This window comes from Pseudoteredinibacter isoporae (assembly GCF_040372805.1).
Taxonomy (GTDB): Bacteria; Pseudomonadota; Gammaproteobacteria; order Pseudomonadales; family Cellvibrionaceae; genus Pseudoteredinibacter; species Pseudoteredinibacter isoporae_A.
The window spans coordinates 1-547 of sequence record NZ_BAABWJ010000034.1 but is presented as its reverse complement, the minus strand read 5'-3'; the positions used below and the strand labels follow the sequence as shown (position 1 = coordinate 547).

Here is a 547-nt window from a genome sequence, read left to right as displayed (position 1 = left end):
AAACGGCAACAGCAGCACCACCGTGACCGTACCGACGGCTCAGGATGCGGACTTCGATAACGAAACCTTCACCGCCACCATCGACGGTGTGGGCACAGGTGCCAACCAGTTTGAGAACGTTGATACCACCACCGGTGCGAACAGTCGAACCCCATCGGCGGAAGCGACCATCAATGACGATGATGTGGCGCCGACAGTTTCGATCAACGACGTGACCGTGAACGAAGATGCGGGCACGATGACCTTTACGGTCACCTTGTCGAACAGCACTACTCAGGATGTGACCTTCGATTACGCCAGCAGCAATGGTACGGCGACGGCGGGTGCGGATTACACCGCAGCGTCCGGCAACGGTACGATCACGGCGGGCACGACCACCACCACAATTACGGTTCCCATCACTGACGACTTCCTGCGAGAAGGCGATGAGACCTTGAACATGACCTTGACCAACCTGAGCGCGAACACCGCGGCCAGCGGTCACGATCTGGTGGGTGTGGGTACGATTCAGGATGCGGGTTCTCCGGGTCAACCGGAAACGCCTCAA

At 58.7% G+C, this 547-nt stretch carries 1 protein-coding gene; it reads left to right on the top strand.

What is annotated here, in order from left to right; genetic code table 11:
• Positions 1-547 (top strand): Calx-beta domain-containing protein (locus ABWW03_RS19940; RefSeq protein WP_353411439.1); only part of this gene is annotated, 547 nt, incomplete at both ends.